Annotated in this window: 20 protein-coding genes; 12 read left to right on the top strand and 8 right to left on the bottom strand. The window is 68.3% G+C overall.

Annotated elements, in window-relative coordinates:
* Positions 1–9 precede the first annotated feature (9 nt).
* A complete protein-coding gene (locus H1R19_RS21690) occupies positions 10–2382 on the bottom strand; it encodes an ATP-dependent DNA ligase (RefSeq protein WP_219850138.1) in 2373 nt (790 codons plus the stop codon).
* 86 nt (positions 2383–2468) lie between these two features.
* Between H1R19_RS21690 and ku the strand changes: the two genes are divergently transcribed.
* From ku to H1R19_RS21665, 5 genes are all read left to right on the top strand, one after another.
* Positions 2469–3485 (top strand): non-homologous end joining protein Ku, encoded by a 1017-nt coding sequence (gene ku / locus H1R19_RS21685; protein WP_443984636.1) that lies wholly within the window; start codon positions 2469–2471, stop codon positions 3483–3485.
* 82 nt (positions 3486–3567) lie between these two features.
* Positions 3568–4899, top strand: a complete 1332-nt coding sequence (locus tag H1R19_RS21680; RefSeq protein ID WP_219850136.1) for an MFS transporter — start codon at positions 3568–3570, stop codon at positions 4897–4899.
* Positions 4900–5147: 248 nt separating this feature from the next.
* A complete protein-coding gene (locus tag H1R19_RS21675) occupies positions 5148–6701 on the top strand; it encodes an FAD-dependent oxidoreductase (protein ID WP_188328348.1) in 1554 nt (517 codons plus the stop codon).
* Between the two features lie 5 nt (positions 6702–6706).
* Positions 6707–7954, top strand: a complete 1248-nt coding sequence (locus tag H1R19_RS21670) for a hypothetical protein (RefSeq protein WP_219850135.1) — start codon at positions 6707–6709, stop codon at positions 7952–7954.
* A gap of 12 nt (positions 7955–7966) precedes the next feature.
* A complete protein-coding gene (locus H1R19_RS21665; RefSeq protein WP_188328346.1) occupies positions 7967–8575 on the top strand; it encodes a TetR/AcrR family transcriptional regulator in 609 nt (202 codons plus the stop codon).
* 11 nt (positions 8576–8586) lie between these two features.
* On the opposite strand, the gene H1R19_RS21660 is transcribed toward H1R19_RS21665, so the two are convergent.
* On the bottom strand, positions 8587–9492 hold the full coding sequence (locus tag H1R19_RS21660; protein WP_219850134.1) for a LysR family transcriptional regulator ArgP: 906 nt from the start codon (positions 9490–9492) through the stop codon (positions 8587–8589).
* Positions 9493–9549: 57 nt separating this feature from the next.
* Complete coding sequence (locus H1R19_RS21655; protein WP_219850133.1) at positions 9550–10611, bottom strand: ABC transporter permease; 1062 nt, start codon at positions 10609–10611, stop codon at positions 9550–9552.
* A gap of 94 nt (positions 10612–10705) precedes the next feature.
* Between H1R19_RS21655 and H1R19_RS21650 the strand changes: the two genes are divergently transcribed.
* The 7 genes from H1R19_RS21650 to crtI all read left to right on the top strand — a co-directional run bounded on the left by H1R19_RS21650 (position 10706) and on the right by crtI (position 17039).
* Positions 10706–11320 carry a TetR/AcrR family transcriptional regulator gene (locus H1R19_RS21650; RefSeq protein WP_219850132.1) on the top strand — a complete coding sequence of 205 codons (615 nt, stop codon included), beginning with the start codon at positions 10706–10708 and terminating at the stop codon, positions 11318–11320.
* Positions 11321–11391: 71 nt separating this feature from the next.
* Positions 11392–12012, top strand: a complete 621-nt coding sequence (locus tag H1R19_RS21645) for a LysE/ArgO family amino acid transporter (RefSeq protein ID WP_219850131.1) — start codon at positions 11392–11394, stop codon at positions 12010–12012.
* Positions 12013–12107: 95 nt separating this feature from the next.
* Positions 12108–12980 (top strand): YhjD/YihY/BrkB family envelope integrity protein, encoded by an 873-nt coding sequence (locus H1R19_RS21640; RefSeq protein WP_188328341.1) that lies wholly within the window; start codon positions 12108–12110, stop codon positions 12978–12980.
* 1 nt (position 12981) lies between these two features.
* Positions 12982–13719, top strand: coding sequence for a CDP-alcohol phosphatidyltransferase family protein (locus H1R19_RS21635; RefSeq protein ID WP_244970794.1), 738 nt, complete (start codon positions 12982–12984; stop codon positions 13717–13719).
* 166 nt (positions 13720–13885) lie between these two features.
* The gene (gene idi / locus H1R19_RS21630; protein ID WP_219850130.1) at positions 13886–14458 is read left to right on the top strand and encodes an isopentenyl-diphosphate Delta-isomerase; all 573 of its coding nucleotides are present in this window, start codon (positions 13886–13888) and stop codon (positions 14456–14458) included.
* Positions 14459–14535: 77 nt separating this feature from the next.
* Positions 14536–15447 (top strand): phytoene/squalene synthase family protein, encoded by a 912-nt coding sequence (locus H1R19_RS21625; RefSeq protein ID WP_188328339.1) that lies wholly within the window; start codon positions 14536–14538, stop codon positions 15445–15447.
* The gene (gene crtI / locus H1R19_RS21620) at positions 15444–17039 is read left to right on the top strand and encodes a phytoene desaturase family protein (protein ID WP_219850129.1); all 1596 of its coding nucleotides are present in this window, start codon (positions 15444–15446) and stop codon (positions 17037–17039) included. The genes H1R19_RS21625 and crtI overlap by 4 nt, the downstream gene beginning before the upstream one ends.
* 40 nt (positions 17040–17079) lie before the next feature.
* Here crtI and H1R19_RS21615 read toward each other — a convergent pair whose 3' ends face one another.
* The 5 genes from H1R19_RS21615 to H1R19_RS21595 are packed head-to-tail and all read right to left on the bottom strand — an operon-like array spanning position 17080 to position 22429.
* Positions 17080–18570: a phytoene desaturase family protein gene (locus tag H1R19_RS21615; protein WP_219850128.1), complete on the bottom strand. Its 1491-nt coding sequence runs from the start codon at positions 18568–18570 to the stop codon at positions 17080–17082.
* Positions 18567–19700 carry a glycosyltransferase family 2 protein gene (locus H1R19_RS21610; RefSeq protein ID WP_219850127.1) on the bottom strand — a complete coding sequence of 378 codons (1134 nt, stop codon included), beginning with the start codon at positions 19698–19700 and terminating at the stop codon, positions 18567–18569. Before H1R19_RS21610 ends, H1R19_RS21615 begins: the two co-directional genes overlap by 4 nt.
* On the bottom strand, positions 19687–20580 hold the full coding sequence (locus tag H1R19_RS21605) for a carotenoid biosynthesis protein (RefSeq protein ID WP_219850126.1): 894 nt from the start codon (positions 20578–20580) through the stop codon (positions 19687–19689). The genes H1R19_RS21610 and H1R19_RS21605 overlap by 14 nt, the downstream gene beginning before the upstream one ends.
* Complete coding sequence (locus tag H1R19_RS21600) at positions 20577–21287, bottom strand: monooxygenase (protein WP_188328334.1); 711 nt, start codon at positions 21285–21287, stop codon at positions 20577–20579. The genes H1R19_RS21605 and H1R19_RS21600 overlap by 4 nt, the downstream gene beginning before the upstream one ends.
* Positions 21284–22429, bottom strand: a complete 1146-nt coding sequence (locus H1R19_RS21595; RefSeq protein WP_188328333.1) for a polyprenyl synthetase family protein — start codon at positions 22427–22429, stop codon at positions 21284–21286. The genes H1R19_RS21600 and H1R19_RS21595 overlap by 4 nt, the downstream gene beginning before the upstream one ends.
* Positions 22430–22539: the final 110 nt, after the last annotated feature.

Here is a 22539-nt window from a genome sequence, read left to right as displayed (position 1 = left end):
CCCGCTCGGTCAGAGATCGCCGGGAAGTTTGTCCCGCCGGATACCCCGCCAGCTCGGGTGACGCAGATGTCCGGCCGATGTCCAGTCCATGAAACGCACCTCGCCGACGATCTTGGGCAGCACCCACACCGCACTCGCCGCGACCGGACGGTCGAGTTTGTCCAGGAACGGCGATCGCGAGATCTTCAGCGGCTCGAGTTCTTCGGCGAGCGAACGTAATTGCGCGTCGGTGAATCCCGTCCCCACGCGACCGACATACCGCAGTCCGGTGTCCTCGGGCAGTCCGATGAGCAACGACCCGATCGTGTCGGCGCGGTTGCCGCGGCCCGGACGGTAACCGCCCACGACGACCTCGATGTCGCTCCAGTTCTTGTGTTTGAGCCAGGTGGTGGAGCGCCGGCCCTGTTGGTAGACCGAGTTACGGCGTTTGGCGACAACACCTTCGAGGTTGTGTTCGCGGCTGTACTCGACCGCGGCGTGGCCGGGTGCGGGAAGCAGTGGCGGGACCTCGACGAACGGCGAGTTCCGGAACGCGGATGCGAGTTCCTCGAGGAGTTCGCGTCGTACCGACCACGGCTTGCGCAGCAACGACGAGCCGTTGAGGAACAGGATGTCGAAGAGGTAGAGCCGCAGGTTGTACGGCTCGTCGGTGTGCCGCCGTGAGGTGAGGAGGGTGAAGTTGGTGCGCCCGGAGGAGTCCAGTGCCACCACCTCGCCGTCGAGGACGACGTCCATCAGCCCGAGATCGTCGGCCAGGCCGGCCAATTCGGGGAAATCCCGGGTCATGTCGATACCCGAACGCGAGGTGAGACGGAACTCGCCGCCCACCGAGCGCACGAGCAGCCGGTACCCGTCCCACTTGCCCTCGAACGCCCAGTCGCGCCCGTTGAGCCCGTCGATCGCCTCGTCGGTGGCGAGCATCGGGCGCGGATCGGTGAGGCTGTCGGGGAGGATCGGGCGCGGTTCGTCGCTCATCAGGTGCGCGAGCCAGTTCTTGTCCCCGGTGCGGATCAGTGCATACCGCCCTTGGACCCGCTCGCCGTGGAGCCGGACGATGACCTCTTTGTCGCGCCACTTCTCCAGCTCGAAAGTGCCCTTGTCCCAGATGGATACGTGCCCGCCGCCGTACTCGCCCGCGGGGATGTCGCCTTCGAAATCGGCATAGTCCATGGGGTGGTCCTCGGTCTGCACGGCGAGCCGGTTCTGATCGGGATCGGTCGGGAGATTCTTCGGGACCGCCCAGGAGACCAGGACACCGTCGTGTTCGAGGCGGAAGTCGTAGTGCAGGCGCCGCGCATGATGCTCCTGGATGACGAAGATCGGTGCGCGCCCGGCGGTCGGGACGTCGGCCTCGGAATCGGCGAACGGCTCGTCCTCGGTCGCGACGCGTTGCCGGTGCACCTCGTCGCCGAAGGGTTCCGGAGTCTTCGACCGGTCGCGTTTGCGGCGGTATTCGCGCAGGTTGATGACCTCGCCGGGCTCCGGCTCGGCGTCGGGTCCGGGTTCGTCGTCGTAGGGGGCGTCGAGGTCGGCGAGGAGGTCGCCGAACTCGGCGACGCGCTCGAGTACCTCGGTGTAGAGCAACTGAGACAGGTCGGGGTCGGACATCTCCTCCCAGGTGCGCGGTGCGGCCACCCACGGGTGTTCGCGACCGCGGAGCGAATAGGGGGCGAGTGTCGTCTTGGCCGCGGTGTTCTGGCTCCAGTCGATGAACACCTTGTCGTCGCGCAGCGACTTGGACATCTTGGCGGTGATGAAATCGCTGTTCTGGCGGGCGAATTCGTTGGCGACCTCCTGTGCGACCTTCCGTGCCGCGTCCGACGGCACGGGCTTCGGCAGACGGGCGTACAGATGGATGCCCTTGCCGCCGCTGGTGACGGGGTAGGTGGTTGCGCCGCCGAGCCAGTTGCGGATCTCCAGGGCGACCTCGGCGGTCCGGTGCAGGGGCACCCGCGGGCCGGGGTCCAGGTCGAAGACGATGCGGTTGGCCATGGGTGCACCGTCGGGGCCCATCGGCAGCCGCCATTGCGGGGTGTGGATCTCCAGCACGGCCATCTGGGCGAGCCACACCAGGGTGGCCTTGTCGTCGGCCATCGCGTATTCGATGACCCGTTCGCTGTGCTGGATGCCGTGACGCCGGATCCAGTCCGGGGCGCTGTCGGGGAGGTTCTTCTCGAAGAACGGGGTCGACTCGACGCCGTTGGGCCACCGCTTGCGGGTGATCAGCCGATTGTGCAGGTGGGGGAGCATGACATCGGCGATACGCGAGTAGTAGTCGATGACCTCGAATTTCCGCGTCCCGGCCGCCGGATAGAGCACCTTGGAGAGATTGGTGATCGAGATCCGGCGACCGTTGACCTCCAGGATCTCGCCGCCCGCCATTCCCCCATTCTCCACACAGTCCGGGCGACCACACGATCCGAGCGGCTTCTCGCCATCGCGGCCGAACTCCTGGCAGAATGGCCGTCATGCGCTCGATCTGGAAGGGCGACCTCAGCTTCGGCCTGGTCAACGTGCCGGTCAAGGTCTATTCGGCGACCGAGAGTCACGACCGCAAGTCCTATCAGGTCGACTCGACCGACGGTACCCGCATCCGGTACCGGCGTGTGCGCGAGGGAACCGACAACGAGGTCGACTACGGCGACATCGCCAACGCCTACGAGACCGAGTCCGGCGAAACGGTGATCCTCACCAAAGAGGACCTCGCGAGCCTGCCGGTGCAGAAGAGTCCGGAGATCTCGATCCTGGAATTCGTGCCGGTCGATCAGGTCGATCCCATCTACTTCGACAAGCCGTACTACCTCGAACCGTCGTCGAAGTCGCCGAAGGCCTACGTGCTGCTGGCCCGGGCGCTGGAGGAGACCGACCGCCTGGCCATCGCCACCTTCACACTGCGCAACCGCACGCGGGTGGCCGCGCTGCGCGTCGTCGACGGCGTGATGACGCTGCAGACCCTGCTGTGGCCCGACGAGGTGCGCAAACCCGACTTCGGATTCCTCGACGACGACACCGAGATCCGCGATCAGGAGCTGCAGATGGCGGCGTCGCTGATCGAGTCGATGGCCTCCGACTACGACCCGTCCGAGTTCGAGGACAGGTATCAGAACGAGCTCGCCAAGCTCATCGAGGCGAAGTCCGAGGGCGGCGAGGCATTCCCCGAGGCCGAGGACGAGGACAAATCCGGCGACGAGGACTCCGAGGTCGCCGATCTGCTCGCCGCGTTGCGCGCCTCGGTGAAGGACCGAGGGGCCTCGGATTCGGACTCGGGCGACTCCACAGCGGACGACTCCGCACCGGCCGAGAAGGCGCCGGCCAAGAAGGCGGCATCGAAGAGCGCTGCCAAGAAGGCGCCGGCCAAGAAGGCGGCGTCGAAGAGCACGGGGTCGAAGAGCACGGCCGCGAAGAAGTCCGCATCGAGCAGTTCGGGCACCGAGAGCACCGCCAAGAAGGCCCCGGCCAAGAAGGCCTCGCGCAAGGCGAGCTGACCGCGACCGACCGTCCGCGCCGAGATGCCGGGCGCGCCGAAATCGCTGGCGTCGGCACAGGACGCTGCGGCAAGCTCGAAGGATGAGCTCTGCCGTCGACACCCGTCTGCCGCGCGCGTTGTTGCCGTTCGCGCGCCGGCAGTACCGGCTGCTGGCGTCGGGTCTGATCCTGGCGATGTTCGCCGACGGCGTGTGGACCATCGCGGTGATCTGGCAGGTGATCGCACTGGGCGGTGGGCCCGGGCAGGTGTCGCTGGCGACCGGTGTCGCGGCCGTGGGCATGCTGTTCTCCACGCTGGCCGGTGGTGTGCTCGCCGACCGTGTCTCCCAGCGCCACATCATGATCGGCCTCGAGGTCGCGAAGATGGTCGCGTTCGGCGCGATCGGGCTGGCGTCGTTGGCCGGGGCGCTGGAGCTGTGGCATGTGGTGGTGGCCTCCCTGCTCGGGGGAATCACCACCGGGATGTACTACCCGGCCTATTCGGCACTGCTGCCCGGGGTGGTGGCGCCGTCGGAACTGCAGGCGGCCAACGGGATCGAGGGTTTCTTCCGGCCGGTGGTGATGCAGGCCGTCGGGCCGATGATCGCGGGTGCGGTCATCGGCGCCTCCGCGCCGGGTCCCGCGGTGCTGATGGCGGCGGTCGCGGCGATCGCCTCGGGGGTCTGCTATCTCGCGATGGCCCCGGTGACGACCCGCCGTCTGGGCCAGAGCTCCGCCGACGAACCGGTGGTCGCGAAGAGCGCAGGCGCGCGTGGTGTCGTGACCGACCTCGCCGAAGGGTTCGTGTACATGGCCCGGACGCCGTGGCTGTGGGGCACACTGCTGTTCGCGTGCGTCCTGGTGCTGGCCACGCTCGGCCCGATCGAGGTGCTCGTCCCGTTCGCGTTGCGTGAGCGCATCGACGGCGGCGCGACCCAACATGCCTGGGTCCTGGCCGGTTTCGGTCTCGGCGCGGCCGCCGCGTCGTTGGTGTTCGCCTCGTTCCCGATGCCGCGCAGGTACCTGACGGTCATGTTCTCCCTGTGGGCGTTCTCCAGCGTTCCACTGGTGCTGATGGGGATCGCCGATTCCACCTGGATGTTCATCGTGGCCGGTGTGGGCATGGGCATCCTGTTCGACGGCCCGATGGTGTTGTGGGGCACGCTGTTACAGCGGCGGGTTCCGCCTGCGCTTCTCGGGCGTATAGCGAGCCTCGACTTCTTCGTGTCGGTCGCACTGATGCCGGTGTCGATGGCGATCGCCGCACCGGTGTCGTCGGCGATCGGATTGACCGCGACGTTCGTCCTCGCCGGCGTCCTGCCGGTCCCGATCGCGTGGGCCTTCTACTTTGCGGCCGGCATGTGGCGCGACGAGATCGAGAACCCGCTCGTCGACGAGGGGCATCCGAAGCTGGTGTCGCCGACGCATTCATAGCTCCACGCCGCCTACGGCGCGGACAGGATTTGATCGGCAGCGTCGCAACATGTTTCGCCGAAGATCACCGAAACCGAATGCGAAGCGGGGGGCCGGCCGGGTCGGTGTCGCCGACGGGCACACCGTCACGGCATCCCTGAGTGACCGATCGAGCCGAACCCGGAGAACGTGTTGACGTGACCCGGCACACAGCTTACGGTGACACATCATCCAAAAAACGTATGACGTGACATAGATGGAGTGGGTCGGTGTCTCTGGGTAAACGGGCGGTTGTGCTGGGCGGCAGTGTCGCGGGTATGTGCGCCGCAGGCGCAGTGGCGCCGTACTTCGACGAAGTGCTGGTGCTCGAACGCGACATCATTCCTGATGACGCCGAGCATCGTCGGGGAGTCCCGCAGAGCAAGCATCCCCACTTCCTGCTCAACTCCGGACGACGCGCCATGGGCGAGTTGTTCCCGGGCTACGAGGAGGCGCTCATCGATGCCGGAGCCCTGCACATGATGCCGTCTCTGGCGGCCGCGCACTGCGAGGGATCGGTGTGGGTGCCGCGTAAAGAAGCGCCGATGACCATGGTTTACGCGTCGCGGTTGCTCATCGAGCGCACGCTGCGTAACAAGCTCGCCCTGGTGCCGAATGTCGTCGTCGAAGAGGGCGTCAACATCGAGGGCCTCGAGACCGTGGACGGCGGAACGCCGAACGGACGCGTCACCGGCGTCTGGGTGGTCGGTGGCGACGGCGGTGACGACAAGCGGGTGATCCACGCGGATTTCGTCGTCGACACCCTCGGTCGCGGATCTGCGGTCTCGGACTGGCTGGTCAAGGCCGGGTGGCCCGAGAGCCCGGTGCAGTCGCTGGACGCGGGTGTCACCTACGTCTCGCAGTGGTTCCAGAAGCCGGCGGATCTTCCGGAGAGCTGGTGGTGGGCGCAGATGTCGGTGATGCCGACCTCGGACACCAAGCCCCACCCGATCGAACACGACTTCTTGTGCCAGATCTTTCCCATCGAAGGCGACCGCGTGCTGGTCACCATGGGATCGTGGGGTCACCCGATGCCCCGCAAGGACGACGAGTTCATGGACACCGTCCGCAAGGTGCGCGCCCCGGCATTCGCCCGCGCGGTCGAAATGTGCGAGCCGATCTCCAAGGTGTTCGTCACCAAGTCGACCGGCAACAAGCGCCGCCGCTACGACGCATTGGACAATCCCCCGGCCGGATTGGTCGTCGTGGGCGACGCTGTGTGCGGGTTCAACCCGTTCTACGCCCAGGGCATGAGCTCGGCGTCGAAGTCGGCGGTGCTGTTGCGCGACAAGCTCGCCGCCGCCACTCAGGTCGACAGTGCGTTCACCAAGGACTACTTCGCTTCGCAACGAGAGTTGCTCGACGACATCTGGACGCTGGCGCTGGCCCGCGACCAGGGGTACGAGAACGCCGAAGGCACCGACATCGCGCCGCGGTGGCGGCAACAGCTCGCCAACCGAGCCAGCTGGCCGATCTTCAACCACATCTCGGCCACCACGCGCGAGGACGAGGTCGTCGCCCAGCACTTCGCCGATGTCTTCAACCTGGATGAGTCGGTCATGACCATGGTCAAGAGTCCCCGCGTCCTGGCCGGCCTGGCGTGGTTCGCGGTCAAACGAGCTGCCAAGCGCACCAAGCTGCCGATCGGTACCGACAACCAGCAGGACCCGCCGTCGGACATCTGGCGCGACGGCACGCCCCATCCGGCCGGCCGCGCCCTGGCGATTCCCCAGGGAACCCCTCAGGGTGAGTTCGCAGCGGTCTCGGCCGCGGCAGGTAAGTAGAGACGATGGCAGTCTGCACCCCGGGCGACGTCCCGTCGATAATCACCAGCTACCTCGGCTTCGACTGTGAGGGCGCCAATCCGTTTGTCACCATTCGTAATCCGGCCGATCTGACCCACTGGACGCAACCGATCCTCGAGGTCACCATCATCCTCGGCGCGATCCTCGCGCTGATCCATGCGATCCGCCGACTCCGACGCGACGGAGACCCGACCAACTTGACCGTGTGGATCGGCTCATTGGTCTACCTGTTCGTGATCGAGCCGCCGCTGTACTTCCCGAACTGGTTCCACGCCGAGGAGGCGATGGGATTCATGTTCTCCCACAACGTCTTCACGGTCACCTTCATGTTCGACCGGTTGCCGCTCTACATCGTCGCCTTCTACCCGGCCGTGAGTCAGCTCGCCTACGAGATCGTCCGGGCGTGGGGCTTCTTCGACGGCTCGAAGCGCTCGGCGCTGCGCGGCTCGCTCGTACTGGCCCTGGTCTTCCAGACCTTCTACGAGATCTTCGATCAGCTCGGCCCCCAGCTCAAGTGGTGGGCCTGGAACGTCGATGCGCCGTACTACCGGGACAGTCTCGACCAACTCCGGGCCCAGGGCATCACGCCCGACGATCTCGGCAACCCCGCCGCGGTGCCCACCCTGGCCTCGGTGCCGTGGGGCAGTGTGTGGCTGTTCGCGACCGTCTCCTTCGCCGTGCTCGTCTACCTCGCGGTGCGCCTGGTGAAGATCCCGACCTCACAGGGCCGTGCCCCGCGCGGCTGGTCGCTGACATGGCGCATCATCGTCGCCGGTGTCGTGGCTGTCATCAGCATGCCGCTGCTGTCCATCCCGACGGCGTTGTTCGGTCGCGACGAGAACGCGAACCAAGACGCGCAGACGATCGTGTACTGGATCGAGATGGCACTCGTCTGGGGGATCGGACTGGCACTGCTGTACTCGCAGTGGCGTCGCCTGCGCAGCGACCCGACGATCGGCGTCGACGAGGCGCGCAGCGCGCGTCCCTTCCTCATCGTGTTCCCGCTCCTGTTCCTCGGGGTACATGTGGTGCTGTGGCTCACCGCGCTGCCGGCGTTCTTCGACGCGGACGACGGGATCACCGCCGACAACACGCCGATCGGGAGCCTCCCGTATGTGATCGCCTGTCTCGTCGTTGCGATCGGCGTACTGGGCGTCGCTTTGAGCCGGGGACGGCGGGCGGCCGACGGTAGCCCGGCAGTTGTCGGAGCTCGCTCGTCATCAGACGTGTGAGAGCATGGATGCATGAGGACCCGGGGGTGGCAAGGCGATCTGCCCCGGGACTCTGACGAGGCCAGGGCCAGGATTCTGAGCGCCGCGGCGAGTTGCGTAGAGCGCTACGGTGCTCAGAAGACCAGGCTGGTCGACGTTGCCGCCGAGCTGGGTGTCACCAGACAGACCGTCTACCGCTACTACTCGTCGGTGGACGAGATGCTGGTGGCCGTGGCGAATGCCGGCGTGGCCGATTTCCTCGATCGGATGAAGGCGGATCTCGCCGAGGTGCACACCCCCGCCGATGCGATCACCGAGACCATCATCTACTGCCTTCGGGTCCTGCCCGACGAGCCCGCGATCGGATTGATGGTGCGGGCCGGCGAAACCGAGTTCTTCACCCGCGAGGCAACCTCGGCCGGCGCCGTCGAGCTCGGCGCCGCGATGCTGCGTCGCCTCGACGTCGACTGGGAGGCGCACGGCTTCGACGACGACGCGATGTCGGGTCTGGCCGAGATGGTGATGCGGGTGTGGCTCAGCTTTCTGCAGTACCCCGCGAACCCGGCCCGGTCGGACGACGACCTTCGCGAGTTCATCCGACGCTGGGTCTGCCCGCCCGTCCTGGCCACCGGCCGCGCCTGACCCGGCCGCAGCTAGAGGGCGACCTCGGCTCCCTCGACGACGATCGATGTGAGTGCTTGCAGCAGAGGGGAACTCAGCTTCCAGTACTGCCAGTAGAGCGGGACGTCGATGTGGTGGTCGGCGATGAGGCGCACCCGGCCGGAGTCGAGGGCCTCGGAGATCTGGACGACCGGTACCGCACCCCAGCCGATGCCGAGTTCGACCGCGCGGTGGTATTCGGTCGACGCCGGGATGTACACCGCTGGCGGATCGATGAGGTGGCCGGCCAGCGCCGACGAGATGTTGCGCTGAATGTGGTCGTTGCGGTCGAACTGCACCATCGGTGCCCGGGCCAGCGCTTCGGCGTGGGGTCCCTCGGGTAGCCAGGTCTCGATGAATTCTGGTGTGGCGACGGGGAGATACCGCATCGTTCCGAGGGATCGGAGTGTGCAGCCGCGGATCGCGAGGGGTTGCGATGTCACCGCGGCCAGTACATCCCCGGTGCGAAGCATTGCACTGCTGCGTGTTTCGTCGTCACGGAAGACTTCCACCGCGACGGCGTGTTCCCGATGGAACCGTGCCAGCACCGGCAGCAGCCAGGTCGCGAGCGAGTCGGCGTTGGCGGCGATGGGGAGATGGACTCGGGGCCGTGCGGTCAGCGGTACGTCCTCGTCGTCGGGAGTTCCGACGAACTCGGCGCGTGTCTCGGCGAGCAACAACTCCCACTGTTTGGCGAGACGGACCAGTATCTCACCGTCGGGTGTCGCGGTGGCAGGCTTGCTGCGCCGCAACAACACCCGGCCGACCGCGGATTCGAGTGCCTTGATGCGCTGGCTGACCGCCGACGGGGTGATGTGCAGCGACGCCGCCGCGGCGTCGAAGGTCCCTTCACGCAGCACCGCGGCCAGGGTGCGCAAGCCCTCCTGGCTGATGTCCACCCAGGCGATCCTAGAGGCAGGTCAGCTGATCGGGATGTACTGGTGTCTCGGTGACTCCTAGCCCCGAGCGACCGCCGCCTGCGTTCGGGCCTGCCGCAGGGCGGCCAACCCCAGCAGTGCGGCACCTGCCACGACCCAGCCGAGCAGGATGGCCACCGGGCCGGCGATGCCCGCTTCCGGGAAGTAGGCAACCGAGCGGAGCAGGGTCCCGCCCGCGCCGGGCGGCAGCCACTGACCGACGGCACCCCAGGGCGCGGGGAGCAGATACGGCGAGGATGCGAGCCCCGACAGCGGGTTGGAGATCAGCACCATCAAGAGAGCCGAGACGCCCACCCCGGCCGGGCCCAGCAGTGCTCCCAAGCCGGCCGTGAACCACACGATCGCGCCGATCATGAGCGCCGCGGCCAGGCCCACGGCGGCGACGCCCCCGTCGATGACACCGAGCCAGGACCACACCGCGGCGAATCCGAACCCGGCCACCAACGATCCCAGCGTCGCCACGGTCAGTTGCATGGCCACCCGGCCGCGCAACGCGATCGCCGCCGCCGCGCCCAGGGCCATGCCGGCGATGAGGAGCGGGAGCAGGCCGGCCGCGAATCCGGTACCGCGCGCATCGGTCTCGGGTGTCGACACCACCGACTCGACGGTGACCGGCAGTGATCGTGCGGTGGCGATACCGGTTCCGGTCGCTGCCACCACCTGTGCCAGCACGGCCGACCCGGCCTCCGCGGTCAGCACGGTCACGCCATCCGGGCCGATCGTGAACGCCCCGGCGATGTCCCGCCGCTCGATCGCGGCACGGGCGCCCTCGGCGTCGGCGAACTGCTCGATCACGAAGGCGTCGTCGCCGGCCCGCTCGGCCAGTGCCGACTCGATGGCCTGCGACGCGGCCGGAGGAGCAACCACCCCCAGCGGGACTCGATGCGGTTCCGGGTCGACGGCCAGTGACACGAACATCGCCGCGATGGCGACGACGACGGTCGGGATCAGCACGACCATCGCGACGACCATCCGCCAGCCCGGCGTGTGGTTCGACGACGTCGCGGGTCGAGCGCCCGGCCCGGAGGACAACGGCTGGTCGTCGGCGACTGCTTCGGCAGCCTCTGGATGTGCACTCATCGCCTGCTCCTAAAAAGAACGAACCTTCGTTTTAGTGAGTATGCGCCCGTGCCGATGAACAATCAAGAACGAATATTCGTTTTATGCTGGTCGAATGCCGAAGATCAGTGACGAGCGCAAGCTCGAGCGCAGCCAGCAGATACTCGAGGCCGCGCGTCGCTGTTTCGTGGACAAGGGCTTCCACCGGGCCTCGATGTCCGACGTCATCCGCGAATCCGGGCTCAGTGCCGGGGCGGTCTACTCCTACTACTCGTCGAAGGAGGAGTTGATCGCCGCGGTCGCGCGGTCGATGTTCGTCGCCTATGAGGCCGGGATCAGCAGCTTCGACGAGCAGTCGCCTCAGATGGCCTCGCCCGAGGACGCGGTGCGCGCGCTCGCCTCCAGGGTGATGGTCGAGATCGCCCCGCTGACCGACGGCTTCCGGATGGTGTTGACGGTCTGGGGTGAAGCTGCGAACAATCCGCCCCTGCGCGACACCGTGGCAGACATCGTGCACGGATTGCGCGGTGTCTTCGAACGTGTCCTGATCGAATGGCGCGACGCCGGGCACGAGCTTCCCGGTGACCCCGCGGTTCTCGCGCAGGTGATGGTGTCGATGATGCAGGGTGCCGTGGTGCAGCAGGGCCTGGTGGGGGACCTCGACATCGAGGCCTACATCGACACATTCTGTGCGTTGTTGCGGGCGGTTGGCCTCGGCCGGGCCGGCTGATTAAGTTCTGTTAATGATTCATCAGAAACATTCGCTGTACTGACGATGTGGCGGCTCCTAGCCTCATCGAGGTGACCAGCTACCTCGTTCCGGCGTTCGCCGGATTGCTGACCGGAGCGGGCCTGATCATCGCGATCGGCCCCCAGAACGTCTACGTGCTGCGGCAGGGTGTCGCCCGACGGCACACCGCGCCCATCGTTGCGGTCTGCGCGATCTCCGATGTGGTCCTGATCGTCGCGGGTGTTGCCGGTCTCGGCGCCCTGGTCGCCACCCATCCGCAGGTCGTGACCGTGGCCAAGATCGCGGGCGGGCTGTACATCCTCGTGCTCGGCCTGCTGGCCGCCAGGCGGAGTCTGCGGAGCAACGCCGCGATCGCCACGAACGCGGGAGAGGCGGAGTCGGCCGGCCGCTGGGTGGCGGTGGGCACGGCGCTGGCGCTCACGTGGCTCAACCCGCACGTCTATCTCGACACCGTCCTCACCATGGGTGCGATTGCCAATGGGCACGGAAACGGCAAGTGGGCCTTCGCGATCGGCGCATGCGCGGCCAGCGTGATCTGGTTCACCGCTCTCGGCGGCGGTGCGCGCAAGCTGTCGGGGTTCTTCGCGAGTCCGGGGGCATGGAAGGTGCTCGACGCCGTCGTCGCGGTGATCATGATCGCGATGGCAGTCGCGCTCTTCGTATCCGTCTGACCCCACGCGGAACCCTGTCTGACCTGGCGATACGGCACGAACAGCGCGTTGTGAGGTATGCCGGACGGGTGACCCTGCGCCGTGCGGCCCCGACGATGACTCGCGATAGCCTCGCGATCTTCGACGCGCGCGCACTGGTCTCCGGTGCCCGCGGCCTGGTCTCCGACACCCGCCGCGTACTCGCCCGTGGTGATCTCGCCGCCGCCGCGGCAACCCTCACCTACTACGCCGCAATCGCCATCGTGCCATGGGTGCTGCTGGCGATCTGGTCGACGACGTGGATACGCGGGACGGACGCCGCCGATGAGTCGCTCACCGCGTCGAGAGTGCTGATCCCGCCGGACATGGGTGCCCGTCCGGTGTTCGCCGAGGCCGTGGTGGTCGGCACGCACCTCGGTGTCGTCAGCGCCATCGTGTTGCTGTTCCCCGCCTCCTTCTACGGCGAGGGTCTCCGGCGCGCGTGCATGTCGATGTACCCGCACCGGGACCGGTTCACCGGCTGGCGGTCGCGGCTGGCGATCCTCGGTCTGGTCGTGCTGGTCCCGCCGCTGGCCCACATCGCCGCCGTCGTGGCCGCATCGATCACCGGGCTCGCGCCCGATGGCGGCGGGTCCGGTGGATTCTGGGATCTCGCCGCGCGTGTGGTCATCGGCTTCGTCACCGTATGGCTGACCGTTGCGGCGGTCCTGACCTGGGTGTACTGGAAGGTGACGCCCGGGACACCGACGCCGGTAGCGGCGGGAGCGGCGGCGCTCGGGACCGCGTCGTTCATCGCGGGATTCGTCCAGGGGTTCCTGTTGTTCCTGTCCATCCCGCTCGACGTCGGCATCCCCTACGGGGGTCTGCGCGTGATCGGCGGTGTCGTCGCCGTCGGCCTGTGGCTGTATGTGCTTCACGTCATCGTGATCGTGGGCTGGGCGGTCTGCCAGGCCATCGGAGGAAGCGGCCGCGAGAGTCAGGGGAGTTGAGGTGTCCGCAGAACCCGACCACCTCGCACCCGCGATTCCGCCGCGGCCCCACCGGGAGGCCGTACTCGACGCGTGGTCGTCACTGCACGGCGGCATCGACCCGCGTGGGTCGGTGTGGACGCGGAACTGGGTCCTCCTCAGCAACGCCTGCGCGCGCCCGCTCGCGCGGATCGGGATCACACCGAATGTGGTCACCGTCCTCGGCGTCGTCGTCACCGCCGTCGCGCTGTGTCTGACGCTCCTCGGCGGTGGATGGCCGGCGATCGGCGCGGTGGTGATCGTGTTCGCGGCCCTGCTCGACGGCATCGACGGTGCGATCGCCGCCCAGACCGGCACCGCGTCGAGGTGGGGGCGCGTCTACGACACACTCGCCGACAGATGTTCGGATCTGATGCTGGCCGCGATCGTGGTGATCGTGGGCGCGCCGATGTGGACCGGGGTGACGATCGCCGTCCTCACCCTGCTCCTGGAATCCACTCGCGCCACCGCGCAGGTCATCGGGATGAACGGCCCGGGGGCCGTGACCGTCTGGGAGCGCCCGTCGCGGGTCATTCTCGCCGTCATCGCGGCCCTGACCGCGGCCATCTTCTGGTGGGCGGGACTCGGGACCGACACCACCACCGGACTTGCCGCAGTCACCGGGACGATAGGTGTGGCGCTCGCTTCGGTGGGGACCGTGCAGCTCCTCGTCGCCGTTCGCGCGCACACGTTCGGCGGGGTGACCTCCCCGACGAGGTGACTCTCCGCCGTGGAACCACTCCGACGTGGTGACGCAGTCGGACCAAGATCCCTTTTCCGGCGCCCGGGCAATCCGGAAGGCCGCACGGTGACGAACAATGGAGGAATCCGGGCTCCGGCCCTCGCTGTACGAACCCCTTGAGGCACCAACCCGTGAGGTATCAGAGATGACGAACGACTCGGTGGTTCTCGCCGACGCCGACGGCCGCCCCTGCGGCACCGCCGATCGTGAAGGCGTGCACGGCACCGACACCCCGCTGCACTTCGCGTTCTCGTGCCACCTCGTCGACGATGGTCATCTCCTCATGACGCGCCGGGCACTGACCAAACGCAGCTGGCCCGGGGTCTGGACCAACTCGTTCTGCGGTCACCCCCGTCCCGGCGAATCCGTCGTCGACGCCGTCCACCGCTACGCGCGCCGCGAGCTCGGCATCGACGTCGACGATGTGCGAATCGTGCTGCCGGACTTCCGATACCGGGCCGTAGACGCGAGCGGCATCGTCGAGAACGAGATCTGCCCGGTCTTCGTCGCGCGGCCACTGCGCGAGGTGGCACCCGACCCGGCCGAGGTCGCCGAACACGCGTGGGCCCGGGTCGCCGACGTGTGGTCGCTCGTCGAGCGAACCCCGTGGGCGGTCAGCCCGTGGTTCGTCGAACAGGTTCGTCAGTTGCCGGGACCCGACCCCTACCGGCATGCGGAGCCGACCCATCCGATGACGGCCCGGGCGTCGAATTCATGATGTCGGCACACCGCCTTCGATCGAGAGTTTTGTTTCCGCCGGGTAGGTTCCCGGCAGGCAGGTACAGGAGCAACCGGATGATGCACATGCCCGGTCATACCGAAGTGGTCCCCCCGCACCGACGGTACGACGAGGTCGCCGACGCCAGCGCTGCGCTCGTGATCAAGTCGTACTCGAGTTCCTTCGGACTCGCCTCACGACTGCTCACTCCGGCGGTCCGTGGCGACGTCCGCAACATCTACGCACTGGTCCGCGTCGCCGACGAGATCGTCGACGCACCGCGCCCCGAACAAGGCCTGGCAGACCGGAGCAACGAGCTCGACCAGCTCGAGGAACAGACCAGCGTCGCGCTGATCACCGGGGCGAGCAGCAACCTCGTCGTGCACGCCTTCGCCCGGACGGCCCGCAAGGTCGGCATCGACCTCGACCTCGTCAGCCCGTTCTTCGAGTCGATGCGCACCGACCTCACCGACGTCGTCCACGACTACGAGAGTCTGGCGTCCTACATCTACGGGTCCGCCGAAGTGGTCGGACTCATGTGTCTGCGTGCGTTCTTGGCGGACGAACCGAAGGCCGCCGCACAGTATGAGCACCTCGCGCCCGGGGCCAGACGACTCGGCGCCGCGTTCCAGAAGATCAACTTCCTGCGCGACTTCGGCGAGGACAGCGACGGGCTCGGCCGCCGGTACCTGGTGGGTCTCGACCCCGACAACCCGACGGACTCGGCGTGGTCGCTGTGGCTCGACGACATCGATCTCGATCTCACCGCCGCCGCCGCGGTCATCCCGAGCCTGCCGATCGGGAGCCGCGTCGCGGTGTGCACGGCCCATGATCTGTTCGCCGAGCTGACCGCGCGCCTGCGCGAATCATCGGCAGCGCAGGCGCGGCGCAACCGCGTCCGGGTCCCCAACGCGGGTAAGGCGAGGATCGCGGCGTCCGCCGTCGCGCGACGCGGAATCCCGCGCGTCGCCCAGGGGGCCGGCGCATGACCGCGGCCAGACGCGTCGTCGTCATCGGCGGCGGTGTCGCCGGACTGGCGACCGCCGCCCTTCTCGCACACGACGGTCACGACGTCGAGCTCGTCGAGAAGAACGACGACCTGGGCGGGCGGGCCGGCACGTGGAGCAGTGGGGATTTCCGTTTCGACACCGGCCCCTCGTGGTGGCTCATGCCCGAGGTCTTCGACCATTTCTTCGAGATGCTCGGCACGTCCACCGCCGAGCAGCTCGACCTCGTCCGGCTCGACCCCGGATATCGCGTGTTCTTCGGGGACCCCGAATCCGAGGGCGCACCGATCGACGTGTTCGGCGACGAGCAGCGCAACCGCGCGATGTTCGAGCAGATCGAACCGGGGGCGGGGGCGGCGCTCGAGAAGTACCTCCAGACCGGCCGGCAGGCCTATGACCTTGCGGTGGAACGATTCCTGTACACCAACTTCGATTCGCCGCGGGCATTTCTCAGCGGTCCGGTCCTGCGCCACGCCACGACGCTGGTGACGCTGCTCGGCCGATCCCTGCAGTCCTTCATCTCCGCGCGTTTCGATGACCGTCGCCTGCAACAGGTGCTGGGCTACCCCGCGGTGTTCCTCGGCTCGTCGCCCGAACGCACACCGGCGATGTATCACCTGATGAGCTGGCTGGACCTCGCCGACGGCGTGCGATATCCCAACGGCGGCTTCACCACTCTGGTCGACGCACTGGAGCGGGTCGCCCGCGAGCGCGGTGTGCGCGTGCACACCGGGACGTCGGCGACCGCGGTGCTCACCCGCCGGCGACCGGGGCGACGCATGGGCATCTTCCGGCGCCGCGCCGAGGTCACCGGCGTACGCGTCGAGACGGCGGAAGGGAGCCGAGACCTGCCCGCGGACATCGTGATCGGTGCCGCCGACCTCCACCACCTCGAGACCGCATTGCTGCCCGCGGGTTTGCAGACGTTTCCGCAACGCTACTGGAACCGGGCGACGTCGGGTCCCGGCGCGGTGCTGGCCTGTCTCGGTGTCACCGGTGAACTGCCCGAGCTCGAGCATCACTCGCTGTTCTTCACCGAGGACTGGAAGACCAACTTCGACGCCATCTTCGAAACCCCCACGCGGATTCCGGATCCCGCGTCGCTCTACGTGTGCAAGCCGTCGGCGACCGACACCTCGGTGGCGCCGGCAGGCCACGAGAACCTCTTCATCCTGGTGCCCGTCCCACCCGACCCGGGCCTCGGCCACGGGGGCTTCGACGGCGGCGGGGACCCCGACATCGAGAAGGTGGCAGATCGCGCCATCGCGATGATCGGGCAGTGGGCCGGTGTGCCCGACCTCGCCGACCGCATCGTCGTGCGCCGGACCATCGGGCCCGCCGACTTCGTCGACAGCGTCAACTCGTGGTGCGGGGGAGCGCTCGGACCGGCACACACGTTGCGCCAGAGCGCATTCCTGCGCTCGACGAACCGGTCGCGCAAGGTCGAGGGGCTGTATTACGCGGGATCGAGCACACGGCCGGGCATCGGTCTGCCGATGTGCCTGATCAGTGCCGAGCTGATCCGGAAGCGACTGCGCGGCGACCGATCCGTCGGGCCGATGCCCACGTCCTGACCCGAACTCGTGAAGACACCACGGATCATCCGTGGTGTCTTCACGTTTCGGCGATGAGATCCGCGACGATCTTCGCCGACATCACCACGAGCGGCAGCCCGCCACCGGGATGCGACGACCCGCCCACGAGGTACAGCCCCGGTACCGGTGAGGTGTTCGACGGCCGGAGGAACGCCGACCGCGGGCCGTTCGACGACGAGCCGTAGATCGAACCGCCCGGCGTCAGCGTCCGGCGCTCGAGATCGGCCGGGGTGAGCAGGGTCCGGTGACGGATGCGGTCGCCGACGTCGAGGCCGCGCCCGGCCATCACCGTCAGAATCCGGTCGGCATAGGACTCGGCCAATCCCGGTGTGTCCCAATCAACCCCGTGTCCGGGATCGTGGCGGGGCGCGTTGACCAGGACGAACCACGATGCCGTGCCGGGACCCGGCACGATCTCGGGATCGTCGGGCGCGGAGATGTAGACCGTGGGACGCGCGATGGGACGCGGCGGGCCGCCGAACCCGAACACGGCGTCGAACTCCTCGTCGTAGTCCTCGGCGAACAGCACGTGGTGATGGGGCTGGTCGGCGGGCGGATCGTCGAGGGCGAGCAACAGGACGAACCCCGACAGCGACGGAGTCGTCCGGCGCAACAGGGCCGAGGGGACGCGTGCGGCGCGACGGGGCACGAGGCGGTCATAGACCTGGCGTGCGTCGGCGTTGGCGACGACGATGTCGGCCGGGCGCTCGGTGCCGTCGGCGAGCATCACGCCGTCGACGCGACCACGCGTATCGGTCGACACCCGCGCGACCTCGACGCCGAGCTCGATACGACCACCGAGTTCCGTCAGGCGGTCCCGCATGGCCGCGGCGATGCGACCCAAACCGCCTCGTACATACCATGATCCGTAGGCCTGCTCGGCCCACGGGACCGACGCGAGCGCGGCCGGGGCGCGGCGCGGATCGGACCCGGTGTAGGTCGCGTACCGGTCGAGGAGCATGGACAGGCGAGGGTCGTCGAAATGGCGATCACCGAGTCCGCGCAGCGTTCGCCACGGCGCCACCGTCCGTACGTCGGAGGGTGTGGCGATGCCGCCGATCATGGTGCGGATGCTCATCGGCGATTCGAGGAACGGGCCGTGGGTGACATCCCAGATGCGTTCTGCGCGTCGAAGAAACGACGACCACTGTGCGCCCCGGCCGGGACCGAGGGCGGCGTCGAGTGCGGTCGGGATGGCGTCGAGATCGCCGGGCATGTCCAGCTCGGTGCCGTCGGGGAAACGGTAGCGGGCGGCAAGGGGGAGGCGCTCCAGGGTGAGGACATCGTGGATCGACGCCCCGGTCGCGGCGAACAGTTCCTCGAAGACGTGCGGCATCGTCACCAGAGACGGTCCGGTGTCGAAGACGAATCCGTCGTGTTCGACCACGCCGAGCTTGCCGCCGACGGCGTCGGACTGTTCCACGACGGTGACGTCGTGGCCGGCGGCCTGCAGGCGCATCGCGGCCGCGAGTCCGCCGACCCCGGCCCCGATCACGAGTACACGGCTCATCGGTTGACCTCGATCGGTCGTCCCTTCCATTCCAGGGCGCCGCGCTGCCTGGCCAGTGTCGAATCCACTGCCAGGCCGGTGAAGACGACGACGGAGACGGGGTGGGCGAACACGTCGGGCCATACCCGGCCTCCGGTGGCGCGGGCGCAGACCGCGCGTGAACCGACACCGGCGAGGTAGCCGACGAGCCCGGTCCGGGAGCCGAAAAGTGCTCCCAGCGCGGGGATCACATACGCCAGGCACAGCAGTCCGGTGACGGCGAGGGTTCCGGCGGGCGAGCCGAAGGCCGACCACAACGACTTTCGGTATCCGGCGCGGACCTCGTCCCAGCCGTGGTACATGCGGCAGGTCGCGATGCTGCTGCCGTCGGCGACCACTCCTCGGCCCCCCGCCGACTTGATCGCGCGCAGCAGTGCGATGTCCTCGAGGACGACGTCACGCACCGCCCCGTGGCCCCCGGCGCGCCGGTAGGCCCCGGCGTCGACCACGAGGAGCTGTCCGTTGGCGGCCGTCAGCGATTCGCGAGGTGACCGTTCGGCGAGTCCCAACGGGAGGGTGCTGAGCCAGGACCACTGCAGGAGCGGCTGGACGAGCCGCTCGCCCGCGCCCTCGGCGATCTGGCGCGGGTAGGGGCTCACCAGGTCCAGGCCGGTGTTGCGCAGCAATGAGAGGGACGAGGTGAGGGCGTCCGGCCCGACCACCACGTCGGCGTCGACGAAGGCATAGACCCCGTCGGGAGTCGCCTTGTCGGCGAGTTGCGCACAGGCCCAGTTCTTTCCGAGCCAGCCGCTCGGCGGGGTGGTGCCCGGGTACACCTCGATCCGCTCGTCGCGAGCCGAGAGGCGTGCGAGTACTTCGCCCGTACCGTCGACGGATCCGTCGTCGAGAACGAGGACGCGGGCCGGTCCGGGCCACCGGTCGAGCGCTTCGAGGACGGCGGTGAGGCACCGCTGCGCGTTGTCGACCTCGTCGCGCATCGGCACCAGCACCGAAAGTGGTTCGGGCGCCGGTAAGTCGGTGAGACAGGGACGTCGCACGCGGACCGCGTTGTCGACGGTCAGTGCCAGGGATGCCACGGACAATCCGGTTCCCGCCGCGATGAGACGACGCCACAGGTCACCGGACCGCACGGCGACTCCGGATCTCGATGACCAGCACCGGCAGCGCGATGACACCCATCACGAAGGCCCCGGTCAGCGCCACGGACGGGCGACCGAAGTACACCGCATGGGCCATCACCGACGAGAAGTAGGTCCACAGGTAGGCCGTGATCGGCACCCCGTCGGCCGGGTTCTCGCCCGAATGCCCGATGAGACGATCGAGTGCGGCGATCATCAGGAACGAAACCAGCAGCCAGCCCGCGAAATTCGTCAGCGGGATGTCGGCGACACCGGGCAGCGCGGGGGTCGGGTACTGCCACACCCAGTGCCCCTGATCGACCATCTGCGGATCCAGGAACACGTCCCAGGCGGTGAGGGCGTACGCGCCGACCGCGGCGACCGCCACACGTGCTCGGACGCCCGACAGCCCGAGAGCCCCGACGAGCCTGCGGGTCACCACCAGCGCCGGCCACGACATCATGATCCACGCCAGCGGGACGAGTACCGGCACACCCAGGAGCTTGAGTCCCAGGCCATCGGTGTACACGTATGTGCCGAAGGGGAATCCGGTGCTCACGCCGACTGCCTCGGCGATGAGCCCACCCCCGCCGGCGACCCCGGCCAGTGCGATCGCGGCCCACGCGCCGCGGGTGGCGGTGACATGGACGAGTGCCGCCGAGGCGAAGAGCAGCACGCTCGCCACCGTCAGCGGCAGGTTGCCGCCGTCGGTCAGCGGGAACGCGATCTGGACGCCGATGCCCGCGGCCAGAAGAACCCACGCCAGCGGGATGAGCAGGCCGCGAACGCTCTTCGCGGAACCGCGGTCGCTGCTGTCTCGGCCGGCGCGGAATCGATCGTCGCGGGTCGGTGGTTGCCTGCCGCGGGCGGGAGCGTCGTGTGCGGTGCTCATGCGGGCTTTCCGTCGTATGTGCCGGCCACGTCCGTGACGGCGAAGCGTGCGAAGAGCTCCTCGGCGTACCAGCGTGCCGGTGCGGTGCGTCTGACCGCCGAGACATGGGCGGGGCTGCGGTAGGCGAAGTCGGTGAGATCCCGCGCGGAATCCCACACCGAGAACGTGCCCTGGACCCCGATCGGCAGTTCGCCGACACCGAGCGCCAACCGATTTCCCCGCGCGTCGGCGAGTTCGGAGGCCACCGGGGGGACGGCGCGCCAGAACGACATCATCGTCGTCGGTCGGAGCCGGGCACGGGTCAGCGCCGCGACCGGGCCGGCCCACTTCCGGCCGAGTTCGGCGGCATGCGGCGGCGGGGAGCCGAACGGTTCCACACGTGACCACCGGCCCTTCGACCGGAGTGGTCTCATCGTGACGCGCAGTTCCTCGGTGCTCGAATCCTGCCATCCCCGGAACAGCCGGGATCGGTCGGCGGCCAGGGCTGCGGCGTCGTCGTGCCACACGGTCAGAGCGGCCCAGTGTCGCAGGTCGGCGCTCTCGAGAGTGAATGTCTGCGCGGTGCCGGTGCCGAGGAGTTTCGCGAATCGCAGACCCGGTGTGGCGCGCAGGGTTCGTCGCCCCGTGGACATCCGGCCGAGCGCGGGCAGGACACGGTCGACTCCCCAGACGCGGAGTTCGACCGTCGGTCCACCGAGATCACTCATGAGGTACGCCAGACGCAACGTTCGATGAGCGAGGTGAGTGCCTCGCGGGTCCTCCCGTCGAGCTGCGAGTCCGCGACGACGCCGAGCGCGTCCTCCGACAGGTCGACGATGCGCTGTTCCACCCGGGCCAGTGCCCCCGTCGATTCGAGTACGTCGCGCATCTGCGCGGCGCCCTCCTGGTCGAGATCAGGGTTGCCCAGGCAGTCGGAGAGCACGCGTCGCTCCATCCGTCCGGCCGCTTCCTCGGCCAGCGCGATCAGCAGCGTCCGCTTGCCCTCACGCAGGTCGTCGACGGCGGGTTTGCCGGTGAGCTTCTCGTCGCCGAAGACGCCGAGGATGTCATCGCGCAACTGGAATGCCTCGCCCGCGCTCAGTCCGATCAGGTCGTAGGAGTCCAGCAGCGCCGACGAGGCGCCGGCAAGTGTCCCGCCGAGGCGCAGTGGCTGCCCGATGCTGTAGCGCGCGCTCTTGTACCGCAGGATGCGTGCGGTCCGGTCGGCGTCGGTGGCCGCCTCGGTCTGGCTCAACATGTCCAGGTACTGGCCGCCGTAGGCCTCGTCGCGCATCTCCGACCAGGTACGACGAACCGCGCGGCGGGTATCGCGGTCGACCGTGTCGACGGCGGTGGCGACCAGGTCGTCCGACCACGACAGGCACATGTCACCGACGAGGATCGCGACGGCGGTGCCGTGTCGTTCCGCATCACCTCGACGCCGGGCACGGAGGTGGTCGTCGGCGAACTGCCGGTGCACGGTCGGCAGTCCGCGGCGGGTGTCGCTGTCGTCCATGACGTCGTCGTGGACGAGCGCGGCGAGATGGAACAGCTCGATCGCCGCGGCCATCTCGACGATGCCCGGTGCGGTCAGGCCCTGCGTCGCACCGCGTGCACCCCACAGACAGAATGCGGCCCGAAGACGTTTGCCGCCGCCGATCCGTGCCGACACGGCGTCGACCACGGGAGCGAGTTCGTGCCCGACCCCCAGGAGGGTGGGGGCGTGCTGGCGGAAGTGTGCGGCCAGGACCTCCTCGACCAGTTCCAGATCGGTGGTCGCGTGGTCGATCGCGCGGAGATCGCGGGACGACGCGGTCGACCGGGAGGCGGAGGCTGAAGAGGTGTCGGTCATCTCGGCGGTCTGTGTCATGTCGGGGGCCCTTCGGGTCCGGGGGCGGTCAAGACGTGGCTGGAGCTCGAATACCCCTTGTTCGGAGCGGTGAGCGCGACCGGATGGGTGGCAGGGACATGCCGGTACCC

This window comes from Gordonia jinghuaiqii (assembly GCF_014041935.1).
Classification (GTDB): Bacteria; Actinomycetota; Actinomycetes; order Mycobacteriales; family Mycobacteriaceae; genus Gordonia; species Gordonia jinghuaiqii.
The sequence above is the reverse complement of the archived record's forward strand: the minus strand, read 5'-3'. Positions and strand labels throughout refer to the sequence as shown.

Excerpts from the sequence above, each read along its gene's own strand:
- H1R19_RS21690 (WP_219850138.1), bottom strand. The coding sequence starts at position 2,382 with ATGGCGGGCGGCGAGATCCTGGAGGTCAACGGTCGCCGGATCTCGATC.
- ku (WP_443984636.1), top strand. The coding sequence starts at position 2,469 with ATGCGCTCGATCTGGAAGGGCGACCTCAGCTTCGGCCTGGTCAACGTG.
- H1R19_RS21680 (WP_219850136.1), top strand. The coding sequence starts at position 3,568 with ATGAGCTCTGCCGTCGACACCCGTCTGCCGCGCGCGTTGTTGCCGTTC.
- H1R19_RS21670 (WP_219850135.1), top strand. The coding sequence starts at position 6,707 with ATGGCAGTCTGCACCCCGGGCGACGTCCCGTCGATAATCACCAGCTAC.
- H1R19_RS21665 (WP_188328346.1), top strand. The coding sequence starts at position 7,967 with ATGAGGACCCGGGGGTGGCAAGGCGATCTGCCCCGGGACTCTGACGAG.
- H1R19_RS21655 (WP_219850133.1), bottom strand. The coding sequence starts at position 10,611 with ATGAGTGCACATCCAGAGGCTGCCGAAGCAGTCGCCGACGACCAGCCG.
- H1R19_RS21650 (WP_219850132.1), top strand. The coding sequence starts at position 10,706 with ATGCCGAAGATCAGTGACGAGCGCAAGCTCGAGCGCAGCCAGCAGATA.
- H1R19_RS21640 (WP_188328341.1), top strand. The coding sequence starts at position 12,108 with ATGACTCGCGATAGCCTCGCGATCTTCGACGCGCGCGCACTGGTCTCC.
- idi (WP_219850130.1), top strand. The coding sequence starts at position 13,886 with ATGACGAACGACTCGGTGGTTCTCGCCGACGCCGACGGCCGCCCCTGC.
- H1R19_RS21625 (WP_188328339.1), top strand. The coding sequence starts at position 14,536 with ATGATGCACATGCCCGGTCATACCGAAGTGGTCCCCCCGCACCGACGG.
- crtI (WP_219850129.1), top strand. The coding sequence starts at position 15,444 with ATGACCGCGGCCAGACGCGTCGTCGTCATCGGCGGCGGTGTCGCCGGA.
- H1R19_RS21615 (WP_219850128.1), bottom strand. The coding sequence starts at position 18,570 with ATGAGCCGTGTACTCGTGATCGGGGCCGGGGTCGGCGGACTCGCGGCC.
- H1R19_RS21605 (WP_219850126.1), bottom strand. The coding sequence starts at position 20,580 with ATGAGCACCGCACACGACGCTCCCGCCCGCGGCAGGCAACCACCGACC.
- H1R19_RS21600 (WP_188328334.1), bottom strand. The coding sequence starts at position 21,287 with ATGAGTGATCTCGGTGGACCGACGGTCGAACTCCGCGTCTGGGGAGTC.
- H1R19_RS21595 (WP_188328333.1), bottom strand. The coding sequence starts at position 22,429 with ATGACACAGACCGCCGAGATGACCGACACCTCTTCAGCCTCCGCCTCC.